Here is a 15,565-nt window from a genome sequence, read left to right as displayed (position 1 = left end):
CGCTGCTCAGGGGCGATCTTCGTATCTTCGAGGATTTTCCCGTTAATTGAGTTGCCTCGGTGTGGTGCGGAGCAATAACCTGCCAGTACCGAGCCCGAAGGGCTCGACTGGGGATCTACGAGCAGTGTCAACTCAAGACGTGCCGCTCAGCGGCCACGTGTGCAGAGTACAGAAGGAGGTGCCGGTGAAATGACCATCAACCTGACGCTCACGAACCCGGGCACCCGTCTGTCCTGCGCCGCGGAAGTTGCGGCTGCTCAGCGCCCGGGCACCGGTGTGTCCGTGAGCGCTCACGGGATCCGTGGCATGCGGCGCGTCTCGCGTCGTTGGGCCACCGGTGTCGTCGTCTTCGGGACGCAGGGCGTTCTCGCCGCGTACCCGCAGGCTGATCTGCCGACCATCAAGCAGTTCCGTGTTCCGTTGTCGATACGGGAGCGAAGTTCCTGACCTAGTCAGGACACGAGGCTCACGAAGGCCGCGGAACCGGGATACCGGATCCGCGGCCTTCGTGCTTTTTGGCTGCACAACCCAAGAGGAACAGCGTTGCCCAGCTCCAGCACCCACTCGAAATCCCGTACGACACAAGGAGGAACCACCATGTCTTCGGCCGTCGCCTACACCTCCGGTGAGGCAATATTCGCCGACCTGCTCGACCCGATCACCGTCCCCGACGTAGCGCTGCCCTGCCGTTCGGGCGACGCGGACCTGTGGTTCGCGGAGTCCCCGGCCGAGCTCGAGCGTGCGAAGGCCCAGTGCGCCGGCTGCCCGGTCCGTGAGGCCTGCCTGGCCGGCGCCCTGGCCCGTCGCGAGCCGTGGGGCGTCTGGGGCGGCGAGATCTTCGAGCGCGGCGCGGTGATCGCGCGCAAGCGGCCCCGAGGCCGCCCGCGCAAGAACGCAGCTGTCGAGCCCGTCGCCGCCAAGGCCGGCGGCGACCACCGGAGCGCTGCCGCATGAGCGTCGAACCGGTCACCACGAGGGATTACGAAGCCCACCCCCGCAGCGAAGAGCTGCAGCTGACGAAGACCGAGATCGAGGAGATCAGCGAGATGTTGCTTTACGAAGAACTGTCCAGAGCCCGAATACGGGACCTGGAGGAGGGGGTCCGCGCCCAGCGGGCCCGAGGTGGCGCGCGTGCCGCCCGCCGATGGTCGCGAGTAGCCCGCTGGGCCGCTCGCCGGGCGGAGCGGTACCAGGACCAGAACTGAGCGCAGGCCCCTGCCGCCCGTCCGCGGGCGGTGGGGGCTTTGCGCTTGGGGGATTTGGCGCGCGGTCCGGTGGCGTGGTCGCGCTCGCTGGGCGCGGTTGTGCTGCTGCGCTGCGCGATGGGGTTGGTCCCGCTGGGCGCGCGCGGTTGCCGCTGCGGAGGGCGGTTGTGTTGTGGCGGTGTGCGGTCGGGTTGGTGCCGCTGGGTGTGCGCGGTTGCCGCTGCGGAGGGCGGTTGTGTTGTGGCGGTGTGCGGTCGGGTGGGTGCCACTGCGTGTGCGCGGGCCGACTGTGTCGCCGCCGTGCGCGGTTGCGGCCCGCCGTTGCCGTTGGTGTTCGGGGCGTGTCGCTGAGGTGCGGTTGCGCTGTGGCGGTGCGCGGTCGGTCGGTGCTGCTGGCGTGCGTGGTCGCGCTCGCCGAGCGCGGTCGTGTCGTGCTGGTGCGCGGTGGGGCTGCTGCCGCTGGGTGTGCGCGGGCGGATTAGGCCGCGGCCGTGCGCGGTTGCGGCTCGCCGTTGCCGTTGCCGTTGGCGTTCGGGGTTCTCGGTGCCTCCTTCGGGTGGCCTCCTTTCGGGGCGCTCGGGGGCTGGGCCACTGGTGTTGAATGGGGTGATGTCCGGACACACCCACGGCGACATCGACTGGGCGGATCGGCTGGCCCAGCTGCGCATGGCCGACTCGCTCGATGCCGAGGCGCTCGCCCCCGTTGCCCGGCGGCTCGTCGGGTCGGTGGGGGAGCGGCCGACCGTGGTCGATGTCGGGTGTGGGGCCGGGGGGATGAGCGTGCTGTTCGCGCGCGAACTCGGCCGGCGCGGTGGGGGCACCGTTGTGCTCTTCGATGCCACGCCGGCGCTGCTCGTCGAGGCCGAACAGGCCGTTGCCGAGGTGGCCGGCGAGTCCGTCGAGGTCGTCAGCCTGCTCGGGGACCTCACCGATCCCGCGCTGGCCGTGCCCGCCGCCGACCTCGTGTGGGCGTCCGGCGTCGTGCACCACGTCGGCGATCAGCAGGCCGCGCTGCGCGCCCTTGCCGGCCTGCTGCGGCCGGGCGGGGTGCTGGCCATCTCCGAGGGCGGGCTCGAGATGCGGTGCCTCCCGTGGGAACTGGGTGTCGGGCGCCCCGGGCTGGAGCATCGGCTGCTCGCCGCCCGGGCCTCGTGGTTCGAGCGGATGCGCGCCGGGATTCCGGGCAGCGTCGCCCTGCCCTACGGCTGGCCGCGCGCGCTTCGCGAAGCCGGCCTCGAGGACGTCGAGTCGTTCGGTGCGCTCATCGACCACCCGCTGCCGGGCTCGGACCTCCTTCGTGAGTACGTGGTGCACCGCGTCGGGTGGCTCGCGGAATCGGCCGGTGAGTGGCTCGACGCTAATGACCGGGCCGCGGCCGCCACCTTGACCGACCCGCGGAGCCCGGACTTCCTCGGCCGGCGGGACGACCTGTACCTGCTCGGCGCCAAGGCGATCCACTGTGGACGGCTGCGGTGACCGCGCCGGAACCGGTCGTGTGCACGCGCTGCGGCCGGACTCGCGCCGCCGGCGACGATCCGGCTACGGCGCTCGCCTGGGTTTCCACCCGCGAGCGGGGAGCGCTGCGGTGGCTGTGCCCGGACTGCGCGCGGCAGCACGTGCGGGACATCGAAGGCAAGCTCCCCGACGAGTACTGGTGATCACTTCGCCCTCCTGAGCGTGATGGCGGTCATCAGGCCGCGTCTCCGATGAGCGTCTGCGGAACCGCGCGGACCTTGGGGCGAGGCGTGCGGGACGCTTCGCCGAAGGCCCTGGCCAGCTCCTGCGCCACCTCTCGCGGGACCTGGCGCAGCTGCCTGGCCGTGCAACGGACCAGGACGATGCCCGTCGCCGCCAGCGCCAGGTGACTGAAGCCGCCTCCCGGGCCCGGGGTGCAGCGGTACTGCCAGGCCAGGCCGAACTCGTCCCACCAGGCGTCCGCCGCACCGATGCGGCGGCCGCGGCGGTCGCAGATCATCTGGTCCCAGCTCGGCGGCGGGAGGGGCACCAGGTCCAGGACGCGGGCGGCCAGGCCGTGCGCCTGGATCGGCCCCTCGTCGAGCTCCCGCAGCACCTTGCGGACCACCGCCGTGCCGCGCTGGGGGCCCGACTCGAGGTCCGCCAGTAGCTCCGGCCGCTCACACAGGCCCCAGTAGAGCGGCAACGTCAGCAGGTGCCGGACACGGGCCGGGTCGGATGCGGACCGCGCCATGTCCAGCGTCGCCCTCGCCGGCGGGGCGAACGGAAGGCCGTCGACCTGGACCGGGTCCGGTAACCGGGCCGTGCGCGTCAGGCGGACGCCTTCGCAGGCCACCACCCGGCAGTGGCCGGGCACCAGCAGGTGGATCTCGCCCTCCACCGGGCACTTCACGCCGTGGGCCTGCAGGGCGTCGGCCCCGGTGATCACCACCCCGGGCCCGTAGCGCACCAGCGCGGCGTGCAGCAGGTGCTGCCGCGTCGGGGCGGTGTTGCGCAGCAGGACGACACCGGGGTGCAGGCGGCGCCACGGCCCTCCCGGGCCGCAGAGCCGCCGGGTTCTTCGGTCCGACACCCCTTCCCGGCGCAGCTGTTCGAGGTTCATCACCTCGCAGCCGCCGGGTTCACTGAGGGCGAGCGGGTCAGTGCATTGAGTAGCAGCCATGTTCCGAGCATGGCGGCTCGGCCAACCGGGTGGAACCCCGTCCACCCCAGCTGTGGACAACTCGGCGGAATCCCTCCGTTCGAGGCCCCGCCTGTGGACAACTCAGGCGGCGAACCCCGGCTGCCAGCGCTCCACGATGCCGCGGGCCGGGATTTCCGCGTCGAGCTGACAGAGGATGCCCGTCGACCCCGCCGTCACCCGGTGGATCATCAGGTACTCGGGCGGCAGGTTGAGCGAGCGTCCGACGCGGAAGTCGTTGCCGCGGCTGTCGCCCACCCGCCCGGCCTGCTTCTGCATCCAGCGGCGGGTGAAGTGGAACGTCGGCGCCGCCAGCGGCTCGGTGAACGGCGCGAGGTAGGAGAGCACCTCGTCCGCGGTGAGGTCGCTGTCCGGCCGGATGAACCGGTTCTCCCGCAGCAGGCGCATCAGATCGGCGGACTCGCCGTCGAGCGCCAGCCGCGTCATCTCGCCCAGGTGGCGGGGGATGCCTTCGGGCAGCCGCGCGACGCCGCCGAAGTCGATGACGACCAGCCTGTCGTCCTCGGTGATCATGAAGTTGCCCGGGTGCGGGTCGGAGTGCAGCAGGTGGACGCGCTCCGGCGACGAGTAGTGGAACTCCGCCAGCAGCCGGCCCGCGAGGTTCCGCGTCTCGCGGTCGCCGTCCGCGATCACCTTCGACAACGGTGTGCCGCTCACCCACTCCGTCACGACGACCTTCGGCGCGCTGGCCACCACCCGCGGCACCAGGATGCCGGGATCGCCGTCGAACGCCTTCGCGAAGGCGCGCTGGTGCTGGGCCTCGGCCTGGTAGTCGAGCTCCTCGTTCATCCGCTCCGCGAGCTCGGCCAGCAGCGGCTTGACCTCGGTGCCCGGCACGAACGCCTGGAACAGCCTGCTGAACCGCTGCAGCTGCCGCAGGTCGCTGCGGAGGGCCTCGTCGGCGCCCGGGTACTGCACCTTGACCGCGACCGCGCGGCCGTCGTGCCAGACCGCCCGGTGCACCTGACCGATGCTCGCGGCCGCCGCCGGTTCGTCGTCGAACGAGGCGAACCGGCTGGCCCAGGTGCGGCCTAGCTGCTCGGCGAGCACCCGGTGGGTCTGCCGGACCGACATCGGCGGTGCGGCGGCCTGCAGCTTCGTCAGCGCTTCGCGGTACGGCTTCGCCATGTCGTCCGGCACCGCCGCCTCGAACACGCTCAGCGCCTGGCCGAACTTCATCGCCCCGCCCTTGAGCGTGCCGAGCACCTCGAACAGCTGCTCGGCGGCCTTCGCCGACAGCGTCGCGTTCACCTGTTCCGCGCTCTGGCCCGCGAGCCTCTTGCCCCAGCCGCCGACCGCCCGGCCGGCGATGCCGAGCGGGAGACTGGCGAGCTTGGCGGTACGGGCGGCACCCTTGCGCGGCATCGCGGTGTCACGATCGGCTGGGTCGCGGAAGTCGGTCACAACGGCGATTCTGCCCTGCGGCGACGGCGGCGCGCAGCCTGCGAGCGACGTCTTCGTGGGCTACGTCTCCAGGATCACCTCCTGGGCGCCGCACCGGCACCGTGGGTGCGGCGGCCAGCCCCGGTGGCGGATGCGGCCGTCGAAGGCGTCGATCTCGAGGGTCGCGTTCCACGCCGGCGGGGCCGGCGCGCTCGGGGAAAGCAGCCGCATCGCCTGGGCGACGGCCAGCGACGCGCAGGACTGGACCGCGCCGAGGTCGGGCCGCTGGTGCCGGCCGGCGAGCTGCCCGGCGACGCGCGGCCAGCACGGGTCGAGGTCCGTGCGGTGCAGGTCGGCGCAGCGCAGGCACGAACTGCGGCCCGGCACGACCAGGGGCCCGACGATGCCCGTGCCGTCGCGGACGCGCGCCGCCAGGTGGGGCACGCCGTCGCCCATCAGCTCGGCGACGAGCTCGGGAGCCGGCACGACGGCGTCGGTGAGCAGCGCCAAGTCCGGGTACCGGTCGTGCAGGCGGGTGACCCGGACCTCGGGATCGACCCGGCGGAGCAGGTCGGCGAGGGCCTCCCGCCGGGATCGGCCCAGGTCCGCGGCGGTGAAGCCGGAGCCGAGGTCGTGCTCGGTCACCGTGCCGGACACCCGTGGCTCGACGTGCCCGATGCCGGCGTTGGCCAGCAGCACGGCGGCCGCCACCGCCACCCGGCCGTCGCCGTGCACCGAGACCGCCGCCGCGCGGCGCCGGTCGGCCATGGCCGGCTGGTGGTGCCGGGCCCGCAGCGACCAGAGGCCGGGCTCGCCGCGAAAGCCCGGGCTCTCGGGCCGGCCGGCGTCGGTGACCAGGCCGAGCGCGGTCAGCTGCCGCAGCAGTGTCCGCAGCTGGTCGCGGTGTTCGCTCTCGGCGAGCAGAAGCCGCTCGACGGGCTTGCTGCCGTCGAGAGCGCGCAGCTTCGCGACGAGGTACGGGGAGAGGTTTTCGACGATCACGCCGTGGCGCGGGTCGAGGCCGATCTGGATCTCCCGGGGACCGCGTTCGAGCACGGTGAGGCCCGGGAGCAGGGCAGGGTGGGCCGGCAGGAGGACCGGTGGCATGTCCGCGGTGTCGAGGATCATGTCCGCAGGATCGCACCCGGCGGCGACCGCGAGGCCTCGGAAGGAGCCGGAACGGCCGAGTTGTCCACAAGTGGAACCCCCTGTGGACAACTCAGGTCTGTGACCTCAAGGCGCTCGGAGTTGTCGGTGCCTGGCCTTACCGTTGTCGGGTGGTCGAAGCACGAATGCCCTCACTGAGGAGCCGGGGGGACACGAACCCCCCGTCGGACACACCCGGACACAAGGTCGAAGTGCGGCGCAGCCAGCGCCGGCACCGGACGGTCACCGCGTATTGGAACGACGACACGCTCGTCGTGCTCATCCCCGCGCGGATGACCAGGGCGGAGGAGAAACACTGGGTCGCCGAGATGGAGCGCAAACTGCAGCGCTCGGAACCACGTCGTCCGGCGTCCCCGAAGACGTCGGACGAAGCCCTGCTGGCGCGCTGCGCGCTGCTGTCGGGCAAGTACCTGGGCGGCACCGCGGTGCCGGCGAGCGTCCGCTGGGTGCCGCCGATGCGCACGCGGTGGGCGTCCTGCACGCCGGTCGACGCGACCATCCGGGTCAGCGAACGGCTGCGGAAGGTGCCTCCGTGGGTCCTGGACTACGTGCTGGTGCACGAGCTGGCGCACCTGCGGGAGCCCGGGCACGACGCGGCCTTCTGGGCGCTGGTGCAGCGGTACCCGAAGACGGAACGGGCGATCGGGTACCTGGAGGGGTTGTCGGCCGCCGCCGGGTGGGGGATCTCCACCGAGGATTGAGCGGGTGAGGGTGGCCGGGGTGATCCGCCTTCGGTGGGTTGCCCCGGCTGCTCGTTCCGGCCGCGCTGGTGGCGGGGAGAGGCAGGTGGGAGGGTGGCGGCCGGGGTGCTGGAGGAGTGGCCGGCGGTGGTGGCCGCTCGGTGGATGTCAGCCGGTGCGCCGAGGGTGGCGCGGTGAGTTGCGACCGAGCGCTGCCGGATGGCGACTCGGTGGCGGCCGACGCCTCGGAAAGCGGTGCGGCGATGGCCGGGTGATCGGGCGCCGACGCTGCTGACAGCCAGCAGAGGACAGCGGAACCGGAAAGCAAAAGGCCGGTGACCCGCCATCGCGCTTGGGCGGCGGGGCACCGGCCTTCCGGGACTCAGCTCAGGACTGCTTGCCGTCCTCGTCCGACGGCGGCTCTTCCTTCTCCTGCTCCGAACGCCCGGCGCGTTCAGCGCGTTCGGCCTGCTCCGTGCGCTCCAGCTCGGCCATCGGATCCAGGTCGTCGATCGAGCCCGCCGAACCCACTCGGTCCGCGAAGTCGATCGGCTCGTCCAGATCCTCGGCCGTCGGCATCAGGTCCGGGTGGGACCAGAGGCTGTCGCGCTTTTCCGTGCCGTGGCGCTCGCCTACCAGCGACCACAGGTTCGAAGCGTCCCTCATGCGGCGGGGGCGCAGCTCCAGGCCGACCAGGGTGGCGAACGTCTGCTCGGCCGGGCCGCCCGTCGCGCGGCGGCGGCGCAGCGTCTCGCGCAGGGCGTCCGCTCCCGGGAGGCGGTCGCCCACCGCTTCGGCCACCACCACGTCGACCCAGCCTTCGACCAGAGCCAGCAGCGTCTCCAAGCGCCTCAGCGCCGCCTTCTGCTCCTCCGTCGTCTGGGGCTCCAGCAGTCCCGAGGACATCGCTTCTTCGATGCTCGCCGGGTTCGCCGGGTCGATCTGGCCGGCCAGGGACTCCAGGGCCGACGTGTCCACCGAAATGCCGTGGGCGAACTCTTCGACCGTCGCCAGCAGGCGCTGCCGCAACCAGGGCACGTGCGTGAACAGGCGCTGGTGCGCCGCCTCGCGGGCGGCCAGGAAGACCAGGATCTCGCTGTTCGGCAGCTCCAGGCCCTCGGCGAACTTTTCGATGTTCGCCGGGAGCAGGGCCGAGGTGCCGGCCGGGGCCAGGGGGAGCCCGATCTCCGTCGAGGTCAGCATCTCCGAGGCCAGCTGGGCCAGCGCGTTGCCGAGCTGGGAGCCGAAGGCCATCCCGCCCATCTGCCCCATCATCTGCAGCAGCGGGCCCGCGGCCTGCTTGGCCTCCTCCGGCAGCGCCTCCATCCAGGCGCCCGAGACCCGCTGGGCGACCGGGTCGCACAGCCGCTGCCACGTTGGGAGCGTCTTCTCCACCCAGGAGCGCGGCGACCAGGCGACCGTCGACGTCGCGCCGGCCGGGTACACCGTCGCCGCGTCGAGCCACAGTTCGGCCAGGTGGGCGGCGTCGCGGACCGCGGCGTTCGCGTCGTCGCCGCCGCGGAAGCCGAGCTTGCTCTCCCCGGTGTTGCCCTCGCTGCCGAGGGTCTGCAGGGCGATCTGCTTGGCGAGGTCGTAGTTCACCGGCCCGCTGGAGGTGCCGGCCTGGCTGAGCATCTGGCCCAGCTGGCTCAGCATCTGCCCGAGCTGGTTGAAGGCCTCGGCGCCGGACTGCTGCCCGCCTTCCGAGGGGTCGTTCTCTCCTCGTTTGTCGGGATCGGAAGGTCCGAAGCCGAACGGGGGTTTGCTCATGTGTCCACCGTACGCGGGTCGGCGGCTGCCGAGGGGGTCAACCGGACCCGTGTGCGTGGCCTTCACCGGGAAGCGAACGCGGTCACCGTACGCTGTCGGTCGTGACCAAGTCCTCCGAGGAGACCGCCCCCGCGAAGAGCGCCCCGGAACCGGCGCCGGAGCCGGCCGGCGAGGCCCGCCGGATGACCCGGCGCGGCTGGACACTGGTGGTCAGCGGCTCGCTGTTCCTGATCTTCGTGGTGCTCGGCTCGGTCGTGCCGGTGCCGTTCGTCGCCATCAGCCCGGGCCCGACCTACGACACGCTGGGTCGCGACGCGGCGGGCAACCCGGTCATCCAGGTCACCGGGCACGAGACCCACCCGACCACCGGCGAGCTGCGGATGACGACCGTCTCTCTGCACGACGGCGTCACCCTGTTCCAGGGCCTCGGTTTCTGGGCGAGCGGCCGGTTCGCCCTCGCCCCGCGCGAGGAGTACTTCAAGCCGGGCGAGACGAACGAGCAGGTCAAGCAGGAGAACATCCAGCAGCTGCAGGACTCGCAGACGAACGCCCAGGTCGCCGCCCTGCGCAAGCTGGGCTACCCGATCAAGGTGCTGGCGAAGCAGATCGTCTCCGGCAGCCCGGCCGACCACGTGCTCTCGCCCGGCGACAAGCTGATCACCGTCAACGGCAAGAAGGTCGTCGAGGCCGCCGACGTGCGGGCCGCGCTCGCCGGCACCCTGCCCGGCCAGACCGTCCAGATCACCTTCCAGTCGGACGGCCAGCCCGAGCGGACCGTGCCGCTCACCCTCGCCGCGCGCCCCGACCGCAAGGAGGGCTTCATCGGCCTCACCGCGGTCGACCGCGCCGACGCGCCGTTCACCGTCAACATCTCCCTGCAGGACGTCGGCGGCCCGTCGGCCGGGCTGATGTTCACCCTCGCCATCATCGACCGCCTGCAGTCCGGCGACCTCGCGGGCGGGCGGCACATCGCCGGCACCGGCGAGATCACCGAGACCGGCGAGGTCGACCCGATCGGGGGGATCTCGTTCAAGGTCGTCGGCGCCCGCGAAGCCGGCGCCACCGACTTCCTGGTGCCCGAGCACAACTGCGCCGAGGCCAAGACCGCCGCGCCCGACGGCCTCAACCTCATCAAGGTGTCCACACTGGACGACGCGCTCACCCAGCTCGCCAACCTGAAGGCGGGACGCCCGACGGCCGCCTGCTAGGGCAGCAGCGTGGCCTTCAACGCTTCGAGCAGGTTCGGGGCCAGGTCGGGACTTTCCACGATCTCGTCCATCGCTTCGTCCGTGCCCTCGGCCGTGCCGATCCCGCGCAGCCGCATCACGCAGGAGCCCTCCCCGTCGCGCAGGACGGCCGCCACCAAGCGGGCCTCCGTGCGCTGCGGGTGGTCGGCGGCCGCGCGGCGGAGGCTCTCGGCGTCCGCCTCGGCGACGTCCGGCAGTTCCGACTCCGAGCCCGGCGGCAGCACGATGATCTCCTGGGCCAGCGCGCACCCGATCACGAGGTCCGGCCACGCGATCCGGCCCAGCGCCTCGGCCAGATCGCCCTCCGGCAGCGCTTCCTGCGCCACCGGCGTCAGCGGGTTCGCCCGGTCGAGCTGGCCGGCCAGCTCCGGCTGCTCGTCCAGCAGCGCCGCCGTCGGCACCAGCGCGAACAGCTGCGGCGGCTGGTCCCAGCCACCCGCGGCCATGAACTCCTCGATCTCACGGGCGAGCGCGGCCACGCCGGCCTGTCGCGCTTCGTTCGCTGCCATGCGCACATCGTGTCAGGTCGGCCGGCGCGCCGATGTCGCGAGTCCGGTTTGGGCGGGTCCCGGGAACTTCACCGGGCATCCGTAGAGTTAGGGAATCAGGGGGCGCACGCGCCCCTGCTCGAGTATTGACGAAGACAGGAGCGTGTGCCGTGGCGACTCGGCCCCCGGTGAGCCTGCCGAAGCTGTCCCGGCGGAGCCGGATCCTCCTCATCATCGCCGCGGTGATCGTGCTGGCGCTGTTGCTCGGGGCCCGTCTCCTCGACACGTACGTCGACTGGCTGTGGTTCGGCGAAGTCGGCGCGCGAGAGGTGTTCACCACCCAGGTGGTGACCCGGATCATCCTGTTCTTCGCCGTCGGCCTGGTCGTCGGCGGGGCGCTGGCGGTCAGCCTGATGATCGCCTACCGGAGCCGCCCGGTGTTCGTGCCGATCTCCGGCACCGACGACCCGCTGGCGCGCTACCGCTCGGCGATCGTCGCCCGCATCCGCCTCTTCGGTGTCGGCATCCCGGTGCTCACCGGCCTCATCGCCGGCCTGTCCGCCCAGAGCGACTGGCAGGTCGTGCAGCTGTTCCTCAACGGCACCTCGTTCGGCCAGACCGATCCCGAGTTCGGCAACGACGTCGGCTTCTACGCCTTCGACCTGCCGTTCATCAACTGGCTGCTCGGCTGGCTGTTCATCGTGGTCGTCATCTCCTTCTTCGGCGCGCTGATCTCCCACTACGTCTTCGGCGGGATCCGCCTGGCCGGCAAGGGCGGCCAGCTCGCCGGCCCGACCCGCGCCCAGCTCGCCATCACCGTCGGGCTCTTCGTGCTGCTGAAGGCGGTCGAGTACTTCTTCGACCGGTACAACCTGCTGCTGTCCGACCGCGGGATGCCGCTGTTCGTCGGCGCCACCTACACCGACCTCAACGCGGTGCTGCCCGCCAAGCTGATCCTGCTGTGCATCTCGGTGATCTGCGCGATCGCGTTCTTCGCCGGCGCCTTCCTGCGCAACCTGCAGCTGCCGGCCATCGCCCTGGTGCTGCTGATCCTGTCCAGCATCCTCGTCGGCGTCGCCTGGCCGGCCGTCCTCGACCAGTTCTCGGTGAAGCCGAACGCGAACGAGAGGGAAGCGACGTCCATCCAGCGCAACATGGACGCCACCCGCCGCGCCTACGGCCTCACCGAAGTCCAGTACCAGCCCTACACCGGCAAGTCGGACGCCACCCCGGAGCAGATCAAGGCCGACAACGGGACGATGTCGAACATCCGGCTGCTCGACCCGAACATCCTCTCCGACACCTTCACCCAGCGCGTCGGCCGCGAGAACTTCTACGGCTTCCCGGCCAAGCTGGACATCGACCGCTACACCGTCGGCGGCGTGGCGCAGGACTACATCGTCGCCGCCAAGGAGATCAAGACCGAGGGCCTCACCGGCAACCAGACCAGCTGGATCAACAAGCACCTCGTCTACACCCACGGCAACGGCTTCGTCGTCGCGCCGGCCAACACGATCGACCGCGCGGTCAAGGACGCCAACTCCGACGGCGGCTACCCGATCGCCACCACCAGCGACACGCAGAACCCGTCGGGTGCCGGCTCGTCGGCCCCGGGCCAGCCCGGCATCGAGGTCAAGGAACCGCGCATCTACTACGGCGAGCTGTCCGCCGCGGAATCCGACTACGCCATCGTCGGCGGCACCACCGGCAACGCGCCCGGCGAGTACGACACCGCCACCGACCGCTACAAGTACACGGGCGCCGGCGGCGTCCCGATCGACAACTGGTTCAACCGCCTCGCCTTCGCCGCCGAGTACGGCGAACGGAACATCCTGTTCTCCGACGCCATCGGCGACAACTCCAAGATCATGTACAACCGCGACCCGCGCGACCGCGTCAGCAAGATCGCGCCGTGGCTGACCCTCGACGGCGACCCGTACCCGGCGGTCGTCGACGGCAAGATCCAGTGGATCATCGACGGCTACACCACCCTCAACAACTTCCCGTACGCCCAGCAGACCCAGCTCGGCGCGGCCACGAACGACTCCCTCAACGGCGTCGCCCGCCAGGCCAACAGCTCCATCAACTACATCCGCAACTCCGTCAAGGCCACCGTCGACGCCTTCAACGGCAGCGTGAAGCTCTACTCGATCGACGACAAGGAACCGGTCCTCAACGCCTGGGAGAAGGTCTTCCCCGGACTCGTGAAGCCCAGCGCCGAGATCTCCCCGGACCTGCGCGCCCACTTCCGCTACCCCGAAGACCTCTTCAAGATCCAGCGTGAACTGCTGTCGCGCTACCACGTCAGCAACCCGCAGGAGTTCTACTCGCAGCAGGCCTTCTGGAGCGTCCCGCAGGACCCGACCGCCGAGGGCGGCTCGAACCCGGCCGCGGCCGGCGCGGCCAACCAGCCCGGCTACTACGTCCTCGCCGACACCCCGGGCCAGACCAAACCGACGTTCCAGCTGACCAGCTCGCTCACCGGTCTCCAGCGCCAGTACCTCGCGTCGTGGATGTCGGTGTCCTCCGACCCCGGCGACTACGGCAAGATCCGCGTCCTCCAGCTACCCAGCGCGGCCACCGGAGCCACCCAGGTCGACGGCCCGGTCCAGGTCCAGAACCGGTTCCAGAGCGACTCCCGCGTCGCCCAGGACCGCACCCTGTTCAACAACCCCAACGTCACCCCCATCTACGGCAACCTGATCACGCTCCCGGTCGCCGACGGCTTCCTCTACGTCGAACCCGTCTACATCCGGCAGCGCAACCAGAACAGCTACCCGCAGCTGGCCCGGGTCCTCGTCTCCTACGGACCCAAGGTCGGCTACGGCGCCACCCTCCAGGAAGCCCTCGACCAGGTCTTCGGCTCCGGCACCGGCGAAGCCACCACCACGCCACCCCAAGCCGGCCAGCCGACCTCGCCGACGACACCCACCACCCCGACCACGACACCCCCCAACACCGGCGGCGGCAACGCGGCCCTCGACCGGGCGGTCGCCGACATCCAGTCGGCCATCGCCAAGCTCAAGGCCGCCCAGCAATCCGGCAACTTCACCGACCAAGGCGCCGCCCTCGCCGCCCTCGACGCGGCCGCGCGCGCCTACGAAGCAGCCAAGACCGCAGCCCCCGGCACCAGCACCGCGCCGCCCAGCACGCAGCCCGGAGGGTGACATCGGTTACCCAAGCGGCACCTGCTTTGCACCCCCGCGAAACGAGGGCGTAAGGTAGGTGTCACGACGCGGGGTGGAGCAGCTCGGTAGCTCGCTGGGCTCATAACCCAGAGGTCGCAGGTTCAAATCCTGTCCCCGCTACAGAGGTTGGGAGGGGTGTGTTCGCGGAAAGCGCGAACGCACCCCTCTTTCGCATTTGCTCCTGGGGGTCGAACCCCCAGACCCCCGCCAGGGGGCTTCGCCGCCCCTGGACCCCCCGGTGGGTGGTTGGGTTGTCAGGTTAGCCAGGCTTGTGTTTTGCCTGTTGTGTTTGCTATGTAGCCGTCTGGGCGGACGAGGATCTTTTCCAGGTTCGGCCAGGGGAGGTTGGGGACCTCTGCTACGAGTACCTCTGTGTGGGGCTTTGGGGTTGGGGTTTTTGTCAGCAGGACCCAGTTTCCTTTGTGGAATAAGGTGCTTGCCTGGTTGCCGCTTGGTAGGGGGAAGTCGGGGAGGCGGGTTCCGGTTGCTGGGTGGGTTTCCTCTGTTGCGTAGCGGATGTTGAGGCCTGAGACCATTCCTGATAGGTGGTGCTGGACTTCGGGGAGGGTTGCCAGGTCTCGGAAGAGGGCTCTTAGGGCTAGTTGGTTCGGGGTTGTGGGGATCAGGGCGTTCTGGGCCGCTATGTTGTCCAGGACCTGCTTGGCTACCGTGCGGCGCTCTGACTCGTACGTGTCCAGGAGTCCTGCTGCAGCTCGATTGTGTAGCTCTGCTGCCAGTTTCCAGCCCAGGTTCATTGCGTCCTGGACGCCTAGGTTCAGGCCCTGGCCTCCTGCTGGGAAGTGGGTGTGGGCCGCGTCGCCCGCCAGGAAGACCCGGCCTACCTTGTAGGTTTCTGCCAGGCGGCTGTCGTCCGAGAAACGGGATGCCCAGCGGATCTCCGCTATCTCCACCTCCGTGCCGAAGCGTTCGGTGACTGCTTGGCGGACTTCTTCGTCCGTGACGTCGGCTCGGAGATTTGCTGGGCGGTTCAGGCGGTCGCCGAAGCTGATTCGGTACAAGTTCGGCTCGGCCAACGGGATGACGCCGATGAACTTGCCCGGGCTCCTGGACGTGACCATGTCGGTCATCGAGCGCCACTGCGTCGGTGCGCCCGGCGGGGTCGACTTGAAGAGCACGTCCGCTGCCACGCCGTGGCCCTGGCCCTCGATGCCTTCGAACGACAGGTTCAACGCCTTGCGCACCCCGCTGCGGCCGCCGTCACAGCCCACCAGGTACGCCGCTCGGACGCGCAGGTCTCCCGCGGTGACCGTGACGCCGCCGGCGTCTTGGACGAAGTTCGTGAGCTCGTGCCCTCGCCGCACCTTCACGCCCTGCTCCGCCAGGCGCTCCTCCAACGCCGCTTCGACCTCCGCCTGCGGGATGCCCAGCTGGTACGGGTGGCGGGTGTCCCAGCCCGTGTAGGGCACCGGGATCACCGCGAAGTGTCCGTCCGCGACAGTCGCGAACGAGCGGTCCCGCGCGCGCGGCAGCAAACCCCGCAGATCCAGGACTTCCGCCGTCCGCGGCTGGAGGTTCAGGGCCTTCGACAACCCCGTTCGCTCGTGCATCCGCTCGAGCACCAGAACGTCCACTCCGGCCAGTGCCAGCTCGTTCGCCAGCATCAAGCCCGTCGGGCCCGCGCCGGCGACGACCACCTCCGCCGTCAACTCCTGCATCCCCAGCTCCTTAACAACGTTAAATTGACCTGTCCCCAGGGTGGCCTTAACATCGTTAAATTGTCAAGCCGTGATCCGGAGAGG

14 protein-coding genes and 1 tRNA gene are annotated in these 15,565 nt (G+C 70.7%); 9 read left to right on the top strand and 6 right to left on the bottom strand.

Annotated features, from left to right (window positions below):
* Positions 1-189 precede the first annotated feature (189 nt).
* The 5 genes from AB0M30_RS37320 to AB0M30_RS37300 all read left to right on the top strand — a co-directional run bounded on the left by AB0M30_RS37320 (position 190) and on the right by AB0M30_RS37300 (position 2,863).
* The gene (locus AB0M30_RS37320; RefSeq protein ID WP_360176683.1) at positions 190-447 is read left to right on the top strand and encodes a hypothetical protein; all 258 of its coding nucleotides are present in this window, start codon (positions 190-192) and stop codon (positions 445-447) included.
* 150 nt (positions 448-597) lie between these two features.
* Positions 598-954 (top strand): WhiB family transcriptional regulator, encoded by a 357-nt coding sequence (locus tag AB0M30_RS37315; RefSeq protein WP_364594127.1) that lies wholly within the window; start codon positions 598-600, stop codon positions 952-954.
* Entirely contained in the window at positions 951-1,205 is a 255-nt protein-coding gene (locus AB0M30_RS37310; protein ID WP_364594124.1) for a hypothetical protein, read from the top strand. Before AB0M30_RS37315 ends, AB0M30_RS37310 begins: the two co-directional genes overlap by 4 nt.
* 609 nt (positions 1,206-1,814) lie before the next feature.
* A complete protein-coding gene (locus tag AB0M30_RS37305; protein WP_364594121.1) occupies positions 1,815-2,681 on the top strand; it encodes a methyltransferase in 867 nt (288 codons plus the stop codon).
* Complete coding sequence (locus tag AB0M30_RS37300) at positions 2,678-2,863, top strand: hypothetical protein (protein WP_364594119.1); 186 nt, start codon at positions 2,678-2,680, stop codon at positions 2,861-2,863. The genes AB0M30_RS37305 and AB0M30_RS37300 overlap by 4 nt, the downstream gene beginning before the upstream one ends.
* 32 nt (positions 2,864-2,895) lie before the next feature.
* On the opposite strand, the gene AB0M30_RS37295 is transcribed toward AB0M30_RS37300, so the two are convergent.
* The 3 genes from AB0M30_RS37295 to AB0M30_RS37285 all read right to left on the bottom strand — a co-directional run bounded on the left by AB0M30_RS37295 (position 2,896) and on the right by AB0M30_RS37285 (position 6,393).
* Complete coding sequence (locus AB0M30_RS37295) at positions 2,896-3,783, bottom strand: hypothetical protein (RefSeq protein WP_364594169.1); 888 nt, start codon at positions 3,781-3,783, stop codon at positions 2,896-2,898.
* Positions 3,784-3,945: 162 nt separating this feature from the next.
* Positions 3,946-5,286: an AarF/ABC1/UbiB kinase family protein gene (locus tag AB0M30_RS37290; protein WP_364594116.1), complete on the bottom strand. Its 1,341-nt coding sequence runs from the start codon at positions 5,284-5,286 to the stop codon at positions 3,946-3,948.
* A gap of 60 nt (positions 5,287-5,346) precedes the next feature.
* On the bottom strand, positions 5,347-6,393 hold the full coding sequence (locus AB0M30_RS37285) for a hypothetical protein (RefSeq protein ID WP_364594113.1): 1,047 nt from the start codon (positions 6,391-6,393) through the stop codon (positions 5,347-5,349).
* Positions 6,394-6,623: 230 nt separating this feature from the next.
* Between AB0M30_RS37285 and AB0M30_RS37280 the strand changes: the two genes are divergently transcribed.
* Complete coding sequence (locus tag AB0M30_RS37280) at positions 6,624-7,133, top strand: M48 family metallopeptidase (protein WP_013223146.1); 510 nt, start codon at positions 6,624-6,626, stop codon at positions 7,131-7,133.
* A 366-nt stretch (positions 7,134-7,499) separates the two neighbouring features.
* On the opposite strand, the gene AB0M30_RS37275 is transcribed toward AB0M30_RS37280, so the two are convergent.
* Entirely contained in the window at positions 7,500-8,882 is a 1,383-nt protein-coding gene (locus tag AB0M30_RS37275) for a zinc-dependent metalloprotease (protein ID WP_364594110.1), read from the bottom strand.
* A gap of 101 nt (positions 8,883-8,983) precedes the next feature.
* Between AB0M30_RS37275 and AB0M30_RS37270 the strand changes: the two genes are divergently transcribed.
* Positions 8,984-10,090, top strand: coding sequence for a PDZ domain-containing protein (locus AB0M30_RS37270; protein WP_103339528.1), 1,107 nt, complete (start codon positions 8,984-8,986; stop codon positions 10,088-10,090).
* Here the strand turns inward: AB0M30_RS37270 and AB0M30_RS37265 are convergent.
* Entirely contained in the window at positions 10,087-10,638 is a 552-nt protein-coding gene (locus AB0M30_RS37265; protein WP_364594108.1) for a PPA1309 family protein, read from the bottom strand. The genes AB0M30_RS37270 and AB0M30_RS37265 overlap by 4 nt on opposite strands.
* Before the next feature lie 149 nt (positions 10,639-10,787).
* On the opposite strand from AB0M30_RS37265, the gene AB0M30_RS37260 reads away from it, so the two are divergent.
* Both AB0M30_RS37260 and AB0M30_RS37255 read left to right on the top strand, forming a co-directional pair.
* Entirely contained in the window at positions 10,788-13,784 is a 2,997-nt protein-coding gene (locus AB0M30_RS37260; protein WP_364594105.1) for a UPF0182 family protein, read from the top strand.
* Between the two features lie 67 nt (positions 13,785-13,851).
* Positions 13,852-13,925 (top strand) — tRNA-Met (locus tag AB0M30_RS37255).
* A gap of 134 nt (positions 13,926-14,059) precedes the next feature.
* Here the strand turns inward: AB0M30_RS37255 and AB0M30_RS37250 are convergent.
* A complete protein-coding gene (locus AB0M30_RS37250; protein ID WP_364594102.1) occupies positions 14,060-15,481 on the bottom strand; it encodes an FAD-dependent monooxygenase in 1,422 nt (473 codons plus the stop codon).
* Positions 15,482-15,565: the final 84 nt, after the last annotated feature.

The sequence above is a fragment of the Amycolatopsis sp. NPDC051716 genome, from assembly GCF_040681595.1.
In the GTDB taxonomy this organism is placed as follows: Bacteria; Actinomycetota; Actinomycetes; order Mycobacteriales; family Pseudonocardiaceae; genus Amycolatopsis.
This window is presented reverse-complemented; position numbering and strand designations above follow the sequence as displayed.

Coding starts and splice junctions, on each gene's coding strand:
- AB0M30_RS37285 (WP_364594113.1), bottom strand. CDS start 6,393: ATGATCCTCGACACCGCGGACATGCCACCGGTCCTCCTGCCGGCCCAC.
- AB0M30_RS37265 (WP_364594108.1), bottom strand. CDS start 10,638: ATGGCAGCGAACGAAGCGCGACAGGCCGGCGTGGCCGCGCTCGCCCGT.
- AB0M30_RS37275 (WP_364594110.1), bottom strand. CDS start 8,882: ATGAGCAAACCCCCGTTCGGCTTCGGACCTTCCGATCCCGACAAACGA.
- AB0M30_RS37310 (WP_364594124.1), top strand. CDS start 951: ATGAGCGTCGAACCGGTCACCACGAGGGATTACGAAGCCCACCCCCGC.
- AB0M30_RS37315 (WP_364594127.1), top strand. CDS start 598: ATGTCTTCGGCCGTCGCCTACACCTCCGGTGAGGCAATATTCGCCGAC.
- AB0M30_RS37305 (WP_364594121.1), top strand. CDS start 1,815: ATGTCCGGACACACCCACGGCGACATCGACTGGGCGGATCGGCTGGCC.
- AB0M30_RS37320 (WP_360176683.1), top strand. CDS start 190: ATGACCATCAACCTGACGCTCACGAACCCGGGCACCCGTCTGTCCTGC.
- AB0M30_RS37250 (WP_364594102.1), bottom strand. CDS start 15,481: ATGCAGGAGTTGACGGCGGAGGTGGTCGTCGCCGGCGCGGGCCCGACG.
- AB0M30_RS37295 (WP_364594169.1), bottom strand. CDS start 3,783: ATGAACCTCGAACAGCTGCGCCGGGAAGGGGTGTCGGACCGAAGAACC.